Genomic DNA, 18,836 nt, shown 5'->3' on the forward strand with positions numbered 1-18,836 from the left:
ATTGTTACGCTATTTGTTTCGACTCTAACAATGTAATCAAGTCACAGATTGGGAGGGCTGAATCACCAACTAGCCAACATTTTTGGCCTAAACCCACGAAGGACTCTTGCTCACCAAGCTGTTTCCAATCTGTTTCTCGACCTAGCTTTTGTGCGTCAGTTTCTGAGTCAACATAGGTCAATGGCATATGGCCTTCTCCTTCGCCAAGTCCGTCAATATCAAACTCTACAGGTCGCCAAATACTTTCTAATAAAGAGGTAGGTGCTTTTATTTCTAGCGCTTGAATGCTAGAAATTGGAACAAGAAAATAGTTACCCGCGGTGGAAAACAGTTCAATGTAACCACCTAAACGATCATCAATATCCCTAGCATCTTCATAGTTTGTACCGTTTATGTTAAAGCCTTTAATAGTACGATGCTCTTCAATGCTATGCGCTAGGTGTGACGCTTCTGCATAGTCTTGATTTTTGAGAGCGAGGTTAAAGCGAACAAGCTCTTTAGTGAATTCCTCGTCACCTAATACCTTGGCACTAGCCGCACCGTCGATAAAATCTTTTCTAGCCTGGGCCGCTTTCACTAAATGTCGCAACTGACTTGCACCAGGTAGATACTCAGGAAACAATTTGATCGATTGCATAAGTTGCTCATCCGCACGCTCGAAGTCTCCATCAATGCAAAGCAGCTCAATGAACGAGCTTCTCAAGCTTGCATCTTTAGGCGCCGCTTTAATTTCATCAATTAATAGCTCTAGAGCTTGTTGCAATTGGCCTTGGGACAAAGCATTTTTCCATTGGGTCATTGTTATTTCCTTACACCAAGTGCTCTGGTGATAATTCAGTAATTAATTTAATGCTAGATACCATTTGATCGAGCTGGAAGTGCGGTCGCAAATGGATAACAGAGTAATAGTGTCCTGGAGTTTCTCTTTTCTCTCGAACCGTAATTTTCGCTTCATTTAAGGGGTACTTCGCCCTAAGTTCATCAGATGCTTCATCCGACGCGGTAGTGTACTGATGCAACCATCGTTGAAAGTCTCGCTCTAGGCTTTCTGAATCTTGATATCCACCAATCTTGTCACGCCCCATAACCTTGAGATAATGTGCGACTCGCGACACACACAACGTGTATTGCAACATCGACGTGAGCTTTGCATTCGTTGAAATGTGTTTTTCTGCATATTGCTTAGGCTTGTAGAGAGATACATTCGAGGTCATCCCTACCATATCGGTTTCAGGTACAGGAGAAATAGAAATGAAACCGCATTCAGACAACTCTTGTTCTTTTCTCTCAGAGATCTTTAAGTTTAAAGGGCATCTTTCACGGTCATTCTTGCCATTAACGCGCATTTTGTTCCTAGTAGGAGCGACGATAATACCCTGACTATAATCCCCTTGCTTAATGCCTCGCATGTGCGTAAACCACCCATGCTCCTGAAACGCTCTAATTGATACGGCCGCAAAACAATACGCACTACTCCCCCATAGCAAATCGCGATTAGAGTCGTAGACATGCTCTTGAAAGTCGAACTGATCGTTGCGCGAACCATCACTTTTATATGGCTGACGGAATAAAACATTCGGCGCAGTCAGGCCAATAAATTTGGTATCATCGTTGTCTCTCAGACTGCGCCATTTTGCGTAATCTGCCTGTTCAAATTGGGCCGCAATATCTCTTATCGCAGAGAGCTGTGAAAAACTGTCAACACCAAACATCTCCGGCGATGCTGACATAATGAACGGGCTGAATGCTGCCGCTGCAGACTGAGAGATCTTGCTGAGCACAGACAGATCTCTATCAAAATAATTTTTACTCGCATCACAACGAAGTTGATAATCGCCAACTACCACGCCAAAGGGTTCTCCCCCGGCCATGCCATATTCATTTTGATAGAGCAGCTTAAATAGTGCTGATTGGTCAAACTCGATGACTTTTAGTGCATCTTTACTGACTTCATTCCATGTTGCCGCCAACACCTTGACTTTGACGGAGTCTGATGATCGAGTGTCGACCTGTTCGCATAAATACCTCACGCCGATCCAACCTCTTTCGAGTTGTTGAAACTCAGGATGATGTATTATTTCGTTTAATTGAGATTCTAATAGCTCATCAATTCGGTTTATCGTGTTCATCACACTATGACGAAAACTGTCCAAATCTCTTGAACGCGTACCTTCTAGCCAAATTCGAGCTGCCTCTACAAGATCAGAAGATTCATTGAATCGAGTCAACCACGGGCTATCAAGCTCAGCATAGCCCCCTGTGCTGAATTCATGCTTTAGCTTACTGGGATCGCGAAAGTTAAGTGACACTGCTATTTCCATCTAGAACATAACGATTTGGTATGGCTGGCCTTACGACCAGCCAATTCATTTCTTATCCACCCGACTGAGGGATCTTTGCAACAAGTCGCAAAGATGTCGTCAATTCTTCCATTTGCAGCCAAGGCTTAAGCCATGCTACAGCATTGTAAGAACCTGGTGCGCCAGGGATTTCCTTAACCTGGACACGAGCATCTGCTAGAGGGTATTTCGCTCGGATCTCTTGACCACCACCCTCTGAAGCATTTACATAGCCTAGAATCCAGCGGTTCAACCAAGACTCAACGTCTTCTGCTTCCATAAAGCTACCGATTTTATCTCGAGCCATTACCTTCAAATAATGCGCAAAACGAGATGTCGCCATCATGTAAGGTAGACGTGCTGAAATCGCCGCATTAGCCGTTGCTTCCGGAGATTCGTGGTTCGCCGGTTTTTGACAGGTTTGCGCACCGAAGAACACCGCATAGTTGGTGTTTTTGTAGTGACAAAGCGGCAAGAAACCAAGTTTACCCAGCTCTGCCTCACGTCGGTCGGTAATACCAATCTCTGTTGGACACTTCATATCAGGATCGCCATCATCACTCATGAAGAAATGTGTTGGCAAATTATCCACTCGACCACCACCTTCTGCACCACGGATAGCTGTACAGAATCCATATTTTGAGAAGGCGTCTGTTAACTTAACACCAAGAACATACGAAGAGTTCATCCAACAGTAGTCATTATGCTCAGCATTGACAGCAATACCTGACACTGGGTCTACTTCGAACTCTTCAAATCCAAATTCCTCAACTGGAGCAGTGGCTTGTCCGTATGGCAAACGAGCCAGAACTTTCGGCATAGTCAGGCTAACAAAACGTGAATCAGCACTCTCACGGAACGAACGCCATTGAGCGTATTCTAACGACTCAAAGACCTTGTCTAGATCGCGTGGTTTTGACAGTTCAGTCCACTCATCAAAACCAAATAGTGCTGGTGAGGCCGCGGACAAGAATGGGGAGAAGCCTGAAGCGGCTACATTTGACATTAGGCGCAGCGACTCAATATCCTCTGGGTGGTTGGTAAACTCATAGTCACCAATTAATGCACCATAAGGTTCACCACCTGCACTGCCAAACTCAGACTCGTAAACTTTCTTAAAGATCTGGCTTTGGTCAAATTCAACCGCTTTACTCAAGTCTTTATGTAACTCTTTCTTAGTCATACTCATCATGCGAATTTTCAGAGTAGAGCTCGTCTCTGAGTTCATCACTAGATAATTTAAACCACGCCAAGAACCTTCAAGTTTCTGTAATTCAGGATGATGCATTACTTCAGACAACTGATCAGAAATCTGTTTATCAAGTAAATTAATCGCTTCACGAAAAGTTACCGTTAGGTTTTTGTTCCAAGTAACCGTCCCTTTCATCGCTTCTTCAGTGAGCGTTTTAATTAGCTCTTCAGCACGAGAGGCTTCTGTCTGCTTAGTTGCACCAATAGCTTGATCTAAAAATGAAGTTGTTTGTTCATTAACAGTTGGATCTAACTGCTTTTCAGCTTCAGTCGTCATTATTCCGCTCCTTCAGTACTGTCTGACTTCGCTTTCTTGCCAAGATCTAACTCGCCCGCAAGTTTTGTCAGATTGTCTGTGTTGTTCAAAACATCCTCTAAGATGTTTTCAAGCTCTTCAGAACGGTCAACTTTTGTCATCAAATCACGCAGTTTATTACGCGTTTCCATCAGTTGGCGCAGTGGATCAACTTGATTTACGATCGCAGCGGGCTCAAAGTCTTGCATTGATTTAAAGTTCAAATCCACCTCAAACTGTGAATCGTCGTTCGCAAGCTTGTTCGCAACTTTGAACTTAACCGATGGGTTCATCTTTTTGAGCACATCATCGAAGTTGTCTCGATCGATCTGAATAAAACGGCGGTCTTTCAAAGGCTTCAACGCTTCAGTGTTTTGACCAGCGAAGTCACCCATTACACCTACAACAAAAGGTAGCTCTTTCTTAAGAGTTGTACCTTCAGTTTCAACATCATAGGTAATGTGGACACGAGGCTTCCGTACTCGTGACAGTTTCGAGTGGATACTCGTCATACCATTCTCCCTTTATTAATTTTCATTTTGTTCTGCTATGCCAACCAAACGGAAGTAGCTTTTCTTTGCATCTCCGTCGGAGATAAGTTCCGCCAGTAACTCCGGCAGAGGCATTCCACACCAACGAATGATCTGTTCGATGGAGTAAGAAACTGGTGAGTGAGGCTCACTCTCTCTGAAGAAATCAGCCACTTGCTGCAATTGTCTAATCGCCTGCTCTCGTGATTTCATGTTTGTCGCTAATAGTGCATCAGAACTTTGTGAACTCACTTGTTGTTCCGAAGAAGAAGATTCATCCACCTCCTCTAGTTCTTCAAACACAGCTTGTGGTTGATTAAAACGCTCTCCAAGGAGATGCTTTAATGCCGAGTGTATTGATTCAAGCCTTTTTGATATATAAGAGCTAGGAGTAACATCACCTACCGCTTCATCTAATCGCTGACTGAATTCATTAAATGACTCTGTGGCGAACTCCAGATCAGCGATTAGCTCACGATAAAAAGCATCAGAGGTAGATTTAACTGTAGTTGTAATATCAGATAACTCTGTAGCGCCAAGATCGACTCGATTTCGGCGCTTATCTTCATCTAAACGCTCCAACTCAATAGCTTGCTGATATTCCCAGTAGGCATACGCTTGCTCAACGCCTACGTCAGTAAGCGGGATACAAGCAATAGGGAAAATAAGTGTTCCTTCGCTATCGATACCATTGAGGCCAGTAATCGCCGATATTCTTGTTTCAATGCCATCCTCATCAGGCATTGGATAGAGATCATCCCAAAACTTCTCGATGAACTCAGTAGCGAGTTTGTACCCAACGCCCATACCGCGAAAACCATACAATCGAGTTAGAGCCTCTATAAGCCAAGCAACAAACTCTAAATCTTTAGATTGATTCGTAAGTATCTCTGGTACTTCCTCAATAAATACCCGCCATAAGTTACTGTGGGTATAAATACTTTCTTCTTCTATAAGTGCATTGCGCTCTGCATTTCGCGCAGCCATACGCTGATCTTTTAATCGGTAATAAGCAGACTGTGGCGATACATCTTCTCTAGGGTCAACACCTGTGGGATTCTCTTGAGATATAGGAGTCAACGCTTGTTCATACCAATCGAACATCTCACTATTCATAAGACCTCCCTCTAAGAAAAACGGGGATCGTCGCGTCTTCTCTCGTTACTGCTTCAAATTCCGTCTGCGCTTGGCGAACTTTGACTAACGCACAAGTAACGTTATCACTTGCACCTCTCACTAACGCCGAATGCATGAGTGCTAATCCTGCTTGATTTACTGAGTCCGCATACAATGTCCGGTGAATTTCATCACTCGTTAATTCTTTAGAAAGCCCATCACTACACAGAAGAAATTGATCGCCGTCAGCCAACTGCCCTGAAACTTGATCAATAGTGATACTCTCATCTACCCCTACAGCTCTGGTAATAACATTTGCAAGAGGATGTGACTCAGCATCTTCAAATGCCAATAACCCTTGATCGACTAAATCCATAACTTGACTATGATCGCGTGTTTTTTGAGAAAAATGACCATTTCTAAGCTGGTAAATTCGGCTATCACCGACCCAAAGACAGTGGTAATACCCGTCCTGGATAAACAACAAAACGAGAGTTGTTCCCATCGTTTTACCGTCTAAGTGATTTTGTGCGTATTGATAAATTTCTAAATTCGCGGCTTGAACCACACTCCGGATATCATCGATATTGGTATTTGGGACATCCTGCATATGGCGCGCGATTCTATCCACTAGCATCTGGCTTGCTATGTCGCCAGCACTATGCCCACCCATTCCATCGGCTACAACCCAAATATGCTGCTCTGTCATATCTAAAAGAGCATCCTCGTTATAAGGGCGTACTTTTCCTGCGTGCGATTTAGCAAAGGTAAAATAGTTCCAATTCATTCTTCTATCCTACCAATTCCACTTTTTCCAACCGCCATCAAGCATGGCAGAAAATTGACCAATAGAAGGGAACCCGCTGGTCATAAACATACATGGTTCAACTAGAGTCGAGCCTTCAGTCCACCAAAAGCATGGCTTACTCAATTTTTCTTTAATGAGGTAATTCAAAAGTGCGCTTTGATCTGCTCCACCTTGGTCATGAAAAATCGTAGATATTTGGCTTTGATAAAGAAACTTAAGAGGCTGCACTTCACTTGTTACATTCGCCACTAAATCGTTTTTTTCTTGCATGCTCTTATGCCAAACATCAAATACAAAGTCGTCCTCAAGTACTGCTAGGGCAAGAGATGCACTGTCCTCGGTCCAAGCTTTGTCCCCCCAATATTGCGCAGCTTCACCTTTTACGGCACGAGCTATAGTAAAGAAAAAGTATCTACCGCATGCATCTACACTAGGAATCATGCTACCAATGTATGTCGAGTCTTCTAAGTAACTAACATCCAGAGCAAAGTGCCACACAGGCGCGGTTAAAAAATGCTCATTCCAACTTTCACCCAATTGTTCTCTGCTGACTGCAATAACAGCCTGCTGCCAGTCATGCCAGCGCTCTGAAAAGCCTTGTGATAAGCCATCTTTCACAAAGTCGCCTTTTGCAGGCATTTTACCGATATAACCCCAGGCTGATGTTACAAGGTTCGTGGACATCTGAACCTCTCCATTTCATTTGACCAAAACGGATTAATAGCACTAGACGGAATAAGCTCTAGTTGCACCTTATTTCCCTTTAAATCAATCATAACTATGTTGTCTTTACGTGATTCTGGTCTTGCTTTAAGTGATTGATCTAGCAGTTTGAATATGCCCCACTCACCTTCATAAGTATGGGCAATCTCACGTTTAGATTCTGGTGGTGTGAACACTATTCGAGTCTGGTCTTGACCCGAAGGCCAGCTCAAGGACTTAGCTCGTGCTGGTCCATGCTTATAAACCAAATCTTGCTTACCTAACTCTAGAACAAAGCGAGTAATGTGCTGATCCAGATACACTGGTTTCATACCGAACTCTACGCGCAATGAATTATCAGATTCAAAGAAAGACTGCCTGATACGCTTCGCTCTTTGAAAGACCATCAGCGTTTCTGGACGAACTCCAATTTCCTTTTCTAATCGCCAACGACTTTTCGACGTATCGACAAACGGTTCAAGATACTCTTGGAAGAATGAGTCAAGCGTACCTCCATAACCAAAGAAACGTTTGAAGTCCTTCAGCCTTACTTCTCTGCTCGCATTTGGCTCGAATGGGTATCTACCCGCAATCGTCCGTTGATAAGGGCGCACCACTTGCGTAACCCAAAGCTGATTTAGATGATCTTTCGACCCGCTCTCCGCAAACTTAACTGACTCTTGAGAAAGTTCACCTAGCCATTGATTAAATGGCCTAGGCAAAAGTTCTTTAGCGCGGGCAAAGGAAGCAGCCACATCTTGTGTAACGGTCCCATCTAAAATACTTTTGTAAGCAATTTTCTGATTATTACCTGAGCTTGATAAATCGCTTAAATACGAGCGCAAGTTAACCATAGCTTGTTGAATATCATCAAAGTCTTGTTCGCCGAGACGTAAGATCTCCGAAAAATGAGATTCGACTTCTTTACCTGGCAGTGCAACATTGAAACCATTTTCTTCAGGCAAGTACATGTCTAGTCTATCTGCCGTATTCGAAAATTTAACTTTGGCAACCTTACCAGCGACTTCAGAAGTGGCCTTCTGATTTTCTGACAATGATACTTTCGACAAACCAACTTCTTTTTGGATTGCCCTCAACAACGATTCGATTGGTCTTTCAACTCCAGATAGAACTCTAGCTTGTTCTGTTGCAAGCTCTAGGCTCGGAGCCTGCTTAAGTTGAATATCTTCGATCAGAGTTTTCCATTCATTCACATAATCTTGATAGTATCGAGATTGGACTCCTTGAATAGCGCTATCTTGATCAATTTCATGAGCCTTAAGATCGTCACCATAAACCCAGTTCTCTTCCATTAGGCTTTTTACTGTACGGTTGATCTGAATCTGAAAAATGCTATGAAAGCCATTGTACGTATAAAAGCCCGAAATGCCTTGTGATAACGGCTTTCCACTCGCTCGTTCAAACTGCTCAAGCCCTTTAGGCCCCAAGACATCAGTCAAACGAAATGAAGGAACATGACTCTTCGAAAATTGTATCTTCATTCGCTGGTAAGCACGTTCTGGTAGAGACATTTGTGTCAAAACCTCGCGAGCATTAGTCACGGCAGCAGTATTATAAGAAAAGCCTTGTCCATCATTCTCTAATAAATTTTGAGTGTGCTGTAACAGACCTTTTCTTAAGTCTATATTTAGTTCACCCGGATATTGACGTTCAAAATAGAAGTTAAACCAAGCCAACACTTCATCTTGTTGGTATTTGTCTGGATTAAATAACATCAAATAAGTTTTCAACGTTTCATACAAATACTCTCGATGCTGTTGATTACTTTCCATTTCCGTCACCAAGCTATCAAGAAGCAAGGGAGCGTAATATTGGGTCAACGCATCAGAATATGCATTGTTCGCCGCCTGTGAGACTTTATCTCCTTGATAGAGACCAAACCTTTTTACGGAATCAGCATCGCCGTAGTTGCTTTGCTTTCCTAGAGGAAGCGTCATCAATCGGTCTAATGTCTCTACGGCTGAGATAATATCCGCCTCAAAATCTAGGCTCTCAGCACCAATCATTGCTTCAATATGGCCGGCTTGCTCATTGGTATCGACAATCAACTGAGAATTCCACTTGTAGCTCATAAGCCAAAGTGCAGACGCACCTAGCAGTAGAGAAGCACAGCCAATGTACACACCTCGGCGCATCCACCCTGACTGCTTTTGATAGTGACGATTAACCGTTCCTAACAGTTGTTCCTTGAAAATAACCTTATCAAACAAGTTCTTCACGAAATAACTATGAGATCCTGTTGGGCTTTTTGCTAGAGCGAGGCGATTTAGTCCAAGTCCATTGGTCGATTCATTCATTAACTTATCGACTGGTAAGCCTTCTTGGACCGAGCTCAACATAAACACACCACGAATCAAGGCTGGCTCTTCAAAACTATTTTGTGCAAATATTTCCGCTAAAAATTCATCAAGGTTAGCTTGTAATACCCTTAGCTGTTTAGGAAATTCAAAAATAAGTGCTCGCTTCTCTAAATCATCTTCAGTTTCAAGGATTCTCAGCATTCGCGCATCAAGGCGCTCCAGCATGCCATGAAATTCTTTATTGAATAAAGAAATAACCCCTCTTTCATCAGCCACTTCACGCGGAAACATGAAACCGAACAATTCCTCACGATCTTCCTTGCTTAGATCAGAGAAGAACTCATTGAAACCCGCAACTAAATCCATTTTGGTCAGTAGTACGTAAATAGGAAATTGCATCCCTAACTGATTCTTCAGTTCTTGAAGGCGCGACTTGATAGCTCGAGCATGAAGGCTTCGCTCGGTTCTTGTCTGCGACATCACACTGGCTAAACTAATTGTGACAATTGCACCATTAATTGGCCTTTGCGTTCTATATTTTTTCAACAGCCCCAAGAAGCCGTGCCATGCTTTAGAGTCGACTTTTTCTTGACTGTCTTGTGTCGTGTATCGACCGGCCGTATCAATCAGAACTGCTTTATTTGCAAACCACCAATCACAATGACGAGTTCCACCGACACCAGCAATAGAGTCAGAACCAAGGCTATCCGCTAACGGAAACTCCAGCCCTGACTGCTTTAACACTGTTGTCTTCCCTGTCCCTGGAGGGCCGATCAACACATACCAAGGCAAGTCATATAAGCTTCGCTTTCCTTTATGTGTTTTCGTTACTACTTTGACAGCTTGCTCAATACGCTCGCGCATTAAGTCAATTTCACTCGCCGCTTCTTTATCTGACTGACTATCAACCTCAAGTAACGTTTGAATACTTTCGTCTTCTTTAACTTTTTGCTTGTGCTGCTTAGTCACGTTGAATAAAGCCCACACAAACACCAGCACCAAAATCGTGACGAGTCGTTGGAAGTCGCTCTTTAGTGGCTCATATCCCGCTATCGTGATAAGTGGACCAACAACCCAAATAAAAATTGAACAAGCAGCGACACCGATAAGACCGAGAAACCACCTTTGAGTAAATATTCTGCCAATTTCTTTAATACGCATCTCTATCTACCTGTTATTAATTCGCGACAAGGAGGTCGATTTCAATTCGACGGTTAATAGCTCGGTTTTCGTCACTATTGTTTTCAACCAATGGTCTTGCATCACCCAGCCCTTCTGGTATGACTCGACCTTCTAGTGCGCTATTCGAGATAAGTTGTTCAGACATAGCAGTAGCTCGAGCTAATGATAGATGCCAGTTCGAAGGATATTTACTCGTGAAAATTGGCCTATCATCGGTATGACCTGTCACAATGATCTTGCCTTGGGTAGACTCCAACGTTCTAGCGAGTTTAGAAATTACGGGTTGGATATACGCGACAACATCAGCACTACCTGATTCAAATAGATCTTGCGACTTTAACGAAATTCTTACCCTGTCTTGCAACGGCTCGACGTTGATTAGCCCCTTCCCGATCTCAGTTGCCAGATATATAGAGATCCTTTCTGCAATTGGCGCTGATTTTGATTCTGACGTTGTATCTTGGTTAAGCTGTTGCGGTTGAACCAAATTGACTAATTGAGAAAAGGTGCGGTTGGAAGCCTTGTTTAGCTCATAGCTAAAATACATAAATATACAAACCAATAATGCAGCCGTTACGGAGCACACAACCCAGAGAGGAGCTCTGTCGGAAGCCTTAGAGCCATTCAAAATGTGTTGTTCGATACTATTGCTTAGCTCTTGAGGTATCCCTCTTCCGTAAGACTTAAGAATAGCGATAATCTGCCTTCTCAGTTTTCGGTGAGACTCCAGTCCGTTTTTTTCCAAACGATATTGGCCGAGAAACCCAAGCGATAAGCACACGTACATCAATTCAAGCAAATCTAAATTTGTATCTGGTTGCGCCATGCACTTATCAAGGTACTTAAAGAACGCCTCCCCACCTTGGCTGCTGGCATAGAAAGAACTAAGCAATGAGTCATGGCTCCAAAATGAATGCCCCCCCCAATTAGTATTGAGCACCGCTTCATCTAACGAGCAACACAAACAGTAACGAGCCGTATCAATAGTGTCCAAATCAACGTCGTGGTGGCGTAGTCGGTTCTCATAATCTCTAAGTTTTTGTGCCAACGTCTCTTTTAGAAACAACGGGTCAGAATGAGTTGCTGTCGCTCGAATTTGACCAATAATAGATAAAAGACCATTTGCTTCTGCCAATAAAGGGTTGTTCCCATAAGCAACCACTGAATCGTTATTCACCAATTCAGGACTTTTTGAGATAACTACCGTATTATCTGCTGACTTTTCTGATTGTGGTTTCGGTGCGGGCGCTCTTCCACCCGGTGTTGGTTTTACGATCGTTTGTTCCATACTGAGCACACCTATTGACTAATACTCCACAGCTCAAGGTCAGCATTCGGAAAATGCCCCGATAAATGCAGCGCAATACCACCACTGTCTTTCAGCCTCATCCAAAACGGGCCTTTCTTGACTACTTCGAAGTAGACATAACCCGTTTGGTAAGGGATCTGCCTCGGTACTACACTCAATGGCGCTACGTTTATGCCATTAATCTGATTGTTGATCAGATCACGAATCTGCTCCGCTGGTCCAAACTTGAGCTGCGCCGGGACTAAACGTCTGATTTCATCTGTTGTCGTATCAGCTTTGACCGCAAGCACAAACTGGCATGATTCAAGTAAACGCTTATCTGGAAGTGGCGTCACTTGAATTCCATATTGTCGTGGCTCCAAAGGAAGTTTGCTTGCTGTTTGATCAAGGACAACGCTCAGATATTGACTCAGAACTTGATTCAATTCGCTATAAACACTTGATACATCTAAGTGATCGTATGTAAGTAAGCTTGGCATCCTCTTGGTTTTGTCAGAAAACGTAGCTAATTCACCAATATAACCTTTCAGGGTCGTAGCTAATTCCAATGGATGTAGCCTGTCTAGGTCACTAAAGTGCTTTAACATCGCCTCATACCTGTTCAACATTTGTAGCATGATGAAATCAACAGCAGATGCAGAGGCGGCTTTGCCCTTAATCAATCGCTGCGCAATAACGTCGGCACGCATCTTTGTCATCGCAATAACGTTACGCAAGTAAGCCGACATAACTTTGTCGCTAAGTAAATTGATAAGCGGTGGAACATACGAATCGTCTAGTATTACTTCGCCTTCTGCCGTTACCTCTTTTATTTTCAAAATCGGTAACTCAACATAACCCGCTAATTTGTCATTGCTGGCTTTCAGTTCCAGGTTTAGGGCTGCGACTTGAATCGTTTCTTCATCCTGCCCAGTGAGATTATCTATAACGTCAACGTCTTTAAGTACATAACGAGAAACGATCGCCTCACTTACATCAGAAACATTTTTACCTTTGATATTTGAAAGGGGAAGAGTGATTTTTACTAACGTATTTTCTACGTCTTTATCAATAAATAAAGGCACAACCGAATCGCTGGCTGTTAAGGTATTAACCAGAGTCATATCTGGCAAAACTGCCTCAAAGTGATCTAATTCAATCAGACCATCTTTTAATGCATGTTCTTTTACTCGACATTTCCAAACCCCCCAATTATAAGCCCCACCAAACTGATGTAAGCCTTTGAATTCTTGAGAGGTTGCGCGTTCATGTTGTTGAAAGTGCTGGGGACGTAAAAACATCCCTTCGCACCAAGCCGTCTTGGAGTATTGCGTCATTTATAATTAGCCAACTAAACGTTATTTTACGACCAAAGACAGATCTTCTAACAGAATTTGATAGGTGTTGTAACCGGTCTTATCCACTTCAATGACTTGTCGCCAATTTGAATTTTCAATATCTCGAAACGCTGCGACAATGCCTAAGTATTCAGTCTTTGGAGACATACTTGCCTGATATGTTTCTTTCTGACCTGGAGTTAATGATATTTCATATTTATTCACTAAATCAGGGCCTAATACTTTTTCACTTTCTTCATAAATTGAAAAAAAATCCTGACTTTCAAAAAGGGTATTTGATGTTAATTCAAAAACATACACGACTACAGGGGATGGCCTACCATTGGAGTCAGGGTTAATATTGTGATTTGCTGTTATTTCTAAATCTGAATATGGGTCAACAACTAAATTGGCTGCTGAGCATCCAAATAAAACCATTGAAATTAATAACAAAATGTACTGATAAACTCTTTTCATCACCCTATTTCCTAGCTTTTATTTTTTAATGCTAACTCATAGTGTTTAGCGAAATCTTCTAAATAAAATGGAGATTCTTTATTGATAATGTCATCGGATAGCTTTTCATGAATATCCTCAAACCGCTTCCAACTTTGAGCATATTTCCTTGCTGGAATAACCTTATTAATAACCGTGTCTTTAGCTAAAGCTTCTGAGTATATCGACGTAGGTTCAACAAGCGACATAACACTTGAAACCGTACCCTCAACACCTTTCATTAACGCTTGTTCATGACTTTCTATATCACTAAACGCTTCTTTAATGGCTGCACTTGGCTTTAGGAAACTTGCAGTTTGACGGTTATATAAGTTATGAATTGCATCCTCTAAATTCGCAGAGAACTTCAGAGGATTATTTTCTGACTTCCGAAACGCAGTATGACTAAGTCGATTTGTTTGTTTAAATACCGCTCGATTGTGCAGCGTTTCCATTAAACCAACTAACATCAAAGAAAATGATTCCCCCAGTTGTTCAAACCATTGCTCTCTGTTATCGCTGGGAATCATCGTTGGATCAATACCCGCTCCTTTAATGAACGCCGCAAGCTCGCTCCCTTTACTATCAAATTTGGGAGTTGGTTGACGTTCTAGCTGTCGTGGGGGTTCCGGTACAGGTGTAGGATCTACACTCTGTTTTTCTGGTTTGGGGATATCAATAAAATCATCGACTAAGCCAATATCTAATTGAAAGTCAGAAGGAACACTCTCATTCAAAAGCTCACTGGCACTAAGGCCGAGGTCTACAAACTCTGCTTCAGATGAACTCGAGAATGCTTCAGGTTCTGAACTGGAACGAAAGTTACTTTCCTGATTATTGAATGCCTCAGTGCTCGTTTGAATACTTACTGAAATTTGGTAATCCCCTAAACTAACCGTATCGTCGTCGCTTAGTGCAATCTCATTTCCTTGGCCCACAGGTGTCACAGCGTTATTAACAAACGTGCCATTAGTTGATAAGTCTTTTATCAAGTATTTATCACCAAACTTGATGAGCTCTCCGTGAGTTCCAGATACTACTCTTTCAGGGTCTGGCAGTGTCCAATCACATTGTTCAGACCGACCAAATGTAACCTTGGCATGCTCATCACTTGATTCAAACACAAACTCACTCTCTATCTCTGGAGTAAATTTGTGAAAACTTGTTATGGTTAAAACCAACTTCATGTAAACCTCGCCAAAGACCTGCTAAATATTATTTTTAATTTTATTATTAGTCACTTTCTTATTAACAGTAAGATTAATAAAAATCTTAAATCTGCCATTGAAAATCATGCACGGAATAATGAATCATTTTTTTATCAAAGCAATCACGTATTGTTCAACAATTTTAATTATCCAACCAAGTTCAAATTTTTGACACTTAGACTTTCATCAATAAAAAAACGAATGTTAGTTTGGCCGCGAAATTCTAACATAATGACTTTTCATTGAGCAGAAAGGTATATATTCCCCCATCATTTATACGGAGTTCTTGTGATGGAAGACAGCAATAAAAACAATTCTATAAATAATAATGATAGCGGAGACAAAACTAAAATTGTAAAGACTCAAAAACGAGACAATGCAATTCAATCAAATAAAGTTGCTAGCAATGAAGGCTCCGTTCAAAATAAAAATGAAACAAATACAAAACTGTCTCAAAAAGAAAACACTCCGTTAGTTAATAAGAAAGTAAACAATAAAAATAACACATCAAATAATGACAAAGATGTTATTAAAGAAAATTTAATAGGCAAAACTGTCAAAAATCGATATGAAATCGAGTCGGTTCTTGGCCATGGCGGACTTTGTGATGTTTATTTGGCAAAAGATAAGATATTAGAATCTTCAGGTTCAGAAGCCCCTTACGTAGCATTAAAGATTTTACAAAAAGAGTTTGCATCTCAACCAGAGACTGCACGCATGTTGATACGTGAAGCTCAGCAAACACAAAGATTAAGCCACCCTAATATTATTAGGGTTTTTGATTTTGGTGTCGATGGCGAAATATATTTCTTAGTGATGGAATATATTAACGGGGAAACATTAGAGAATTTAATACAACGATCTAGGCCACATGGGCTGAAGTTTAACGCAACTTTATCGATTCTAAATCAGGTACTTGACGCGCTGTCTTACGCCCATTCACTTGGTGTCGTGCATGCCGATTTAAAGCCCGCTAACGTCATTTTAACGTCTGAAGGTAATGTTAAATTACTCGACTTTGGTGTATCTAAAACTCATCAATTAAAGCAAGATCAATACGCAGCTAAACGTAAATCCGAAAATGTGGAGACTCTTGGCTATACTCCAAACTACGCATCGCTCAACTTGTTGTCGGGTAAAGAACCAAACTTAAGCGACGATATGTTTGCGCTATTTTGTATTGCTTACGAGTTATTGAGTTGCAAGCATCCTTATTCAAGAACTCCTGTTAATGAAGCTCTCAAAAAGAAAATGAAGGTCTCGAAACCTGCTAATATGCCAGCATCTAAGTGGCCTATCTTTGCACGCGTGTTTTCAACTGGCATCATCCCCAAAGACCTTACCCCAGATCAGTTAAAACAAAAGTTGAACATGCGATATTGGCCTATCGTTAGCGGTGTAGCTGCAAGCGTACTATTGGTTACCGGAATCGTATTTGGCTATCAACAACAACAAGAAACCATCTCTGATTTAGAAATAGCGATTAACAAGCAAAATGATCAGATTAATGGGCAGGAATGGTTGCTTGATACACCGCCAGAAAAAAGCTTGTCACTGATTAATAGTGAGAAAAACTTACACCCGGTGATTAAAGCTGGCTTACTACGACAGCACAAGAGCTACCTTCTAAGTGAGTTTGAATCTGAGATTGATCAGGTTCTGAATTCTGATGCTAACAACTATCCAAATTATGATGAAATCGAGTCTGTACTAAACAAAGCAAAAGCCTACTACCCTGACTCACATAAAATTGAAGTTCTGGCGTTAGATATTCAATCAAGCAAGCACTCCACATTGCTTTCGATAGCCAGACAAATCAATAGCCAACTGGAAAAGTCTCGATACAGTAAAGAAGAAGACAGTAAGTCCATCTATGAACTGAAAGATGAGTTAAATCAAATTCATCAGGATTACCCATTTACACCAAGCTCATTATCTAGCGATGTTTTTGGTAAACACCTAACTGAAGCACTCAAAAATAAAGATGCTGCAGCACTTGTTGCGCTAATTAAGGTTGGGAATACTTTCTTCTCAAACGTTGAAGAGCATCAAAACAACTTAAAAATAAGCAACGCGATGAAAGATGCAGTCCTCGAGATGAAACTGTATGAGACCGCGCTAGACTCTAACGATCCTCTACCATTTCCGGACGAGGCTGCTCGAATTTTGTTCCAAGAGGAATTTGAAAACTTCTATTACCGCCTAGAAAAGGCAAGAACAACAACTCACCTCGATAACTTAGTGAAAGATGTTGATCAGTTTTCGAAGAACTTTCCTATCGGTTTTCGAGATATTAACGATTTGAGATTCAAAACTGCAGATAAATACCTGCGCTTCTCCGACATACTGCTCAATAAGAGAAGGACCACAAGCGCAAGGCGCGCAATGAAGAAAGCGAACGAGTTAATGAGGCAGGTAGAACAGGACTCCAAGCAAAGCTAATTGTACAAAAGGGGCGCAAGGCCCCTTTTTTGCGTCAAGCTACTTGCCATTATGCAACTAGGTTGCTAGCTTGTATTTGTACTCGATTAGGAGAGTTGACCTTGACTGAAGGAATAGTCAAAGTTGGCGAGCGCTTGGCTTACTTGTTTGATGATTGCTTTAAACTAGGTAGACAAGACTGTTCCCAACCCAGCATTTTATTTGGAACCCACTATCACGTAACTTGTGTTGCCACGACACGAGTGCAAAATGCTTTGCACAAAAGATTAGATCATAGACACTTGTATATAAGGCAAAGTGTACCGAACAATAACTTTGTTTTTATGAGTCTAGCTCAAGTGATAAGCACACTGTTCAGCGCTCAACTCCCCCCACTTCAACATTCCTATCCGATACATTTTTCTACCTCGCGGTTAGTCAGAGGTAAACATGATTAATTTTGATGTTCTCAATAAATACATGGAGAACGACGTAGATCTTATCGTCACCGTTTTTTCCACATACTTAGAAGACCACGCCAATGACATACAGCGTATCAATGAGTTGTACGCAAACAAATGTTGGCCGGAACTCTACTTATTGGCTCACAGTCTAAAGGGCATTCTAGAGAGCTTTGGTGAAGAAACCGCTGTCATTGTTTTCACAAAAATAGAAGCAGAAACAAGAAACGATAACGAGCCAGATAGCTCAGATATAGCTATAGTTACTAAAGAGCTAGCTGCCATTAATCAACAAATCTTTGCTTACTTGAAGAATATGCAATAAAACAAATTAAGGCTTAACTGGGGGAAATATGGCAATGAACAATAGCAATTTCAAGGAGCTGATTGAGTCTCTCAAAGACTTAACGCCAACTCAAAAGAGGTACTTGCTTAGTCGTACAAAGATGGCGTTAGATGATGAGAGCAATATGCTAAACATCAGTGATATCCTGACACCAGAAGAGTTGGAAGCATTATTGTCGCCTTCACCAACCACAAATACAAAATAACAATAATATACAACGTAACCGTCAGATTAACGCTAGGGACCAGGTGGGGTGAATAGATCTTGCTTGGTTGTTAGTTTTTCTCCGTTCTTCTTCACTAAAACAAACGTGTTTTTTCCAATCTCTTTTTCTAACTTGAACTGGTCAGATAATTGAGCGACTAACATCAGTCCACGACCTGAAGCAGACCAACTATCATCATCCATTAAGTTAGGAGCCTCAATCTGTTTATTTTTATGTTGGTTGAATGTCATTTCATTGATTGACGCTCCGTAGTCAGAAACCCTAAGTTCAATGAAATCTGACATTTGGTCACATCTAATCCTACACTCCACGTCTATCGGCTTGCCTTCAATTTCACTGTAAGAATGGATGTAAGCATTGTTCATAAGCTCAACAACACAAAGCTCCAACGACTGAGCCGTACTTAACGATACTTGATTATCCATTAAAAACTTAGCAACCTCTTTGCTCGCACTTCGAGAGCGAGTAAGGGATCCGCCGTAAGTTCGTTTAAACTCGCTCTGGAACATT

The 18,836-nt window shown here is 41.6% G+C and carries 16 protein-coding genes; 3 read left to right on the forward strand and 13 right to left on the reverse strand.

The features are described from left to right. Positions 1 to 4: 4 nt before the first annotated feature. The 12 genes from L3V32_RS10780 to tagH are packed head-to-tail and all read right to left on the reverse strand — an operon-like array spanning position 5 to position 14,851. Complete coding sequence (locus tag L3V32_RS10780) at positions 5 to 799, reverse strand: type VI secretion system accessory protein TagJ (protein ID WP_104973744.1); 795 nt, start codon at positions 797 to 799, stop codon at positions 5 to 7. Between the two features lie 10 nt (positions 800 to 809). Continuing rightward, a complete protein-coding gene (gene tssC, locus L3V32_RS10785; RefSeq protein WP_237284265.1) occupies positions 810 to 2,321 on the reverse strand; it encodes a type VI secretion system contractile sheath large subunit in 1,512 nt (503 codons plus the stop codon). Between the two features lie 52 nt (positions 2,322 to 2,373). Further along, the gene (gene tssC, locus L3V32_RS10790; protein WP_005396386.1) at positions 2,374 to 3,867 is read right to left on the reverse strand and encodes a type VI secretion system contractile sheath large subunit; all 1,494 of its coding nucleotides are present in this window, start codon (positions 3,865 to 3,867) and stop codon (positions 2,374 to 2,376) included. Continuing rightward, positions 3,867 to 4,397 (reverse strand): type VI secretion system contractile sheath small subunit, encoded by a 531-nt coding sequence (tssB, locus tag L3V32_RS10795; RefSeq protein WP_237284266.1) that lies wholly within the window; start codon positions 4,395 to 4,397, stop codon positions 3,867 to 3,869. Before tssB ends, tssC (L3V32_RS10790) begins: the two co-directional genes overlap by 1 nt. 15 nt (positions 4,398 to 4,412) lie before the next feature. Further along, positions 4,413 to 5,531 (reverse strand): type VI secretion system protein TssA, encoded by a 1,119-nt coding sequence (gene tssA / locus L3V32_RS10800; RefSeq protein ID WP_065646700.1) that lies wholly within the window; start codon positions 5,529 to 5,531, stop codon positions 4,413 to 4,415. Next, complete coding sequence (locus L3V32_RS10805) at positions 5,524 to 6,318, reverse strand: PP2C family serine/threonine-protein phosphatase (RefSeq protein WP_005398381.1); 795 nt, start codon at positions 6,316 to 6,318, stop codon at positions 5,524 to 5,526. Before L3V32_RS10805 ends, tssA begins: the two co-directional genes overlap by 8 nt. Positions 6,319 to 6,327: 9 nt before the next feature. Next, a complete protein-coding gene (gene tagF / locus L3V32_RS10810; RefSeq protein WP_237284267.1) occupies positions 6,328 to 7,023 on the reverse strand; it encodes a type VI secretion system-associated protein TagF in 696 nt (231 codons plus the stop codon). After that, entirely contained in the window at positions 7,005 to 10,523 is a 3,519-nt protein-coding gene (gene tssM, locus L3V32_RS10815) for a type VI secretion system membrane subunit TssM (RefSeq protein WP_237284268.1), read from the reverse strand. Before tssM ends, tagF begins: the two co-directional genes overlap by 19 nt. Positions 10,524 to 10,539: 16 nt before the next feature. Next, positions 10,540 to 11,832, reverse strand: a complete 1,293-nt coding sequence (gene tssL, locus L3V32_RS10820) for a type VI secretion system protein TssL, long form (RefSeq protein WP_237284269.1) — start codon at positions 11,830 to 11,832, stop codon at positions 10,540 to 10,542. An 11-nt stretch (positions 11,833 to 11,843) separates the two neighbouring features. Further along, the gene (tssK, locus tag L3V32_RS10825) at positions 11,844 to 13,169 is read right to left on the reverse strand and encodes a type VI secretion system baseplate subunit TssK (protein WP_104972680.1); all 1,326 of its coding nucleotides are present in this window, start codon (positions 13,167 to 13,169) and stop codon (positions 11,844 to 11,846) included. Positions 13,170 to 13,190: 21 nt separating this feature from the next. Continuing rightward, positions 13,191 to 13,646: a type VI secretion system lipoprotein TssJ gene (gene tssJ, locus L3V32_RS10830; RefSeq protein WP_005395676.1), complete on the reverse strand. Its 456-nt coding sequence runs from the start codon at positions 13,644 to 13,646 to the stop codon at positions 13,191 to 13,193. 11 nt (positions 13,647 to 13,657) lie between these two features. Continuing rightward, positions 13,658 to 14,851, reverse strand: a complete 1,194-nt coding sequence (gene tagH / locus L3V32_RS10835) for a type VI secretion system-associated FHA domain protein TagH (protein ID WP_237284270.1) — start codon at positions 14,849 to 14,851, stop codon at positions 13,658 to 13,660. A 312-nt stretch (positions 14,852 to 15,163) separates the two neighbouring features. On the opposite strand from tagH, the gene L3V32_RS10840 reads away from it, so the two are divergent. The 3 genes from L3V32_RS10840 to L3V32_RS10850 all read left to right on the forward strand — a co-directional run bounded on the left by L3V32_RS10840 (position 15,164) and on the right by L3V32_RS10850 (position 18,305). Continuing rightward, complete coding sequence (locus L3V32_RS10840) at positions 15,164 to 17,314, forward strand: serine/threonine-protein kinase (RefSeq protein ID WP_237284271.1); 2,151 nt, start codon at positions 15,164 to 15,166, stop codon at positions 17,312 to 17,314. Between the two features lie 429 nt (positions 17,315 to 17,743). Further along, positions 17,744 to 18,079, forward strand: a complete 336-nt coding sequence (locus tag L3V32_RS10845; protein ID WP_005395669.1) for an Hpt domain-containing protein — start codon at positions 17,744 to 17,746, stop codon at positions 18,077 to 18,079. A gap of 34 nt (positions 18,080 to 18,113) precedes the next feature. Next, positions 18,114 to 18,305 (forward strand): hypothetical protein, encoded by a 192-nt coding sequence (locus L3V32_RS10850; RefSeq protein ID WP_054868056.1) that lies wholly within the window; start codon positions 18,114 to 18,116, stop codon positions 18,303 to 18,305. A 32-nt stretch (positions 18,306 to 18,337) separates the two neighbouring features. On the opposite strand, the gene L3V32_RS10855 is transcribed toward L3V32_RS10850, so the two are convergent. Continuing rightward, positions 18,338 to 18,835 (reverse strand): ATP-binding protein, encoded by a 498-nt coding sequence (locus L3V32_RS10855; RefSeq protein WP_053808346.1) that lies wholly within the window; start codon positions 18,833 to 18,835, stop codon positions 18,338 to 18,340. Position 18,836 lies beyond the last annotated feature (1 nt).

Source organism: Vibrio sp. J2-4 (assembly GCF_021728155.1).
GTDB classification, from domain to species: Bacteria; Pseudomonadota; Gammaproteobacteria; order Enterobacterales; family Vibrionaceae; genus Vibrio; species Vibrio diabolicus.

What these genes read in the sequence shown, in the direction of transcription:
- tssK (WP_104972680.1), bottom strand. Translation starts at nt 13,169, where the DNA reads ATGACGCAATACTCCAAGACGGCTTGGTGCGAAGGGATGTTTTTACGT.
- tssL (WP_237284269.1), bottom strand. Translation starts at nt 11,832, where the DNA reads ATGGAACAAACGATCGTAAAACCAACACCGGGTGGAAGAGCGCCCGCA.
- tssC (WP_005396386.1), bottom strand. Translation starts at nt 3,867, where the DNA reads ATGACGACTGAAGCTGAAAAGCAGTTAGATCCAACTGTTAATGAACAA.
- tagH (WP_237284270.1), bottom strand. Translation starts at nt 14,851, where the DNA reads ATGAAGTTGGTTTTAACCATAACAAGTTTTCACAAATTTACTCCAGAG.
- L3V32_RS10805 (WP_005398381.1), bottom strand. Translation starts at nt 6,318, where the DNA reads ATGAATTGGAACTATTTTACCTTTGCTAAATCGCACGCAGGAAAAGTA.
- L3V32_RS10780 (WP_104973744.1), bottom strand. Translation starts at nt 799, where the DNA reads ATGACCCAATGGAAAAATGCTTTGTCCCAAGGCCAATTGCAACAAGCT.
- tssB (WP_237284266.1), bottom strand. Translation starts at nt 4,397, where the DNA reads ATGACGAGTATCCACTCGAAACTGTCACGAGTACGGAAGCCTCGTGTC.
- L3V32_RS10855 (WP_053808346.1), bottom strand. Translation starts at nt 18,835, where the DNA reads ATGTTCCAGAGCGAGTTTAAACGAACTTACGGCGGATCCCTTACTCGC.
- L3V32_RS10845 (WP_005395669.1), top strand. Translation starts at nt 17,744, where the DNA reads ATGATTAATTTTGATGTTCTCAATAAATACATGGAGAACGACGTAGAT.
- L3V32_RS10840 (WP_237284271.1), top strand. Translation starts at nt 15,164, where the DNA reads ATGGAAGACAGCAATAAAAACAATTCTATAAATAATAATGATAGCGGA.
- tagF (WP_237284267.1), bottom strand. Translation starts at nt 7,023, where the DNA reads ATGTCCACGAACCTTGTAACATCAGCCTGGGGTTATATCGGTAAAATG.
- L3V32_RS10850 (WP_054868056.1), top strand. Translation starts at nt 18,114, where the DNA reads ATGAACAATAGCAATTTCAAGGAGCTGATTGAGTCTCTCAAAGACTTA.
- tssC (WP_237284265.1), bottom strand. Translation starts at nt 2,321, where the DNA reads ATGGAAATAGCAGTGTCACTTAACTTTCGCGATCCCAGTAAGCTAAAG.
- tssM (WP_237284268.1), bottom strand. Translation starts at nt 10,523, where the DNA reads ATGCGTATTAAAGAAATTGGCAGAATATTTACTCAAAGGTGGTTTCTC.
- tssA (WP_065646700.1), bottom strand. Translation starts at nt 5,531, where the DNA reads ATGAATAGTGAGATGTTCGATTGGTATGAACAAGCGTTGACTCCTATA.
- tssJ (WP_005395676.1), bottom strand. Translation starts at nt 13,646, where the DNA reads ATGAAAAGAGTTTATCAGTACATTTTGTTATTAATTTCAATGGTTTTA.